Source organism: Bacillus cereus group sp. N31 (assembly GCF_016483245.1).
Classification (GTDB): domain Bacteria; phylum Bacillota; class Bacilli; order Bacillales; family Bacillaceae_G; genus Bacillus_A; species Bacillus_A toyonensis.
In genome coordinates, this window is record NZ_JAEHCH010000118.1 from 1 (window position 1) to 239 (window position 239).

A 239-nucleotide genomic window follows, 5' to 3' on the forward strand; every position below is an offset into this window, starting at 1 on the left:
GTTTCTACTTGATAAGAAAAATTGAACAGCTAAAATACCAGCATAAATAAGAACCATTATTCCCCATCTCTTTCTTGTTTATATTTTTCAATAATCAATTTTGCATCTTCTACACTTATCCGATCATCAATCGACAGGCTCTTGATAAATTTAATAAATTCCTCGTTTTCTACGGCATCATTCATTTTTATTTTATCGATTAATCGATCAAGTTTAAGGCTTACTGTTGGGTATGATAC

General features: G+C 30.1%; 1 protein-coding gene. It reads right to left on the reverse strand.

Annotated features, from left to right (window positions below; all coding sequences use genetic code 11):
- Window positions 1–56: 56 nt before the first annotated feature.
- Window positions 57–239, reverse strand: a 183-nt coding sequence (locus JDS81_RS30045) for an SHOCT-like domain-containing protein (RefSeq protein WP_472926274.1), incomplete at its 5' end; no start/stop codon positions are given.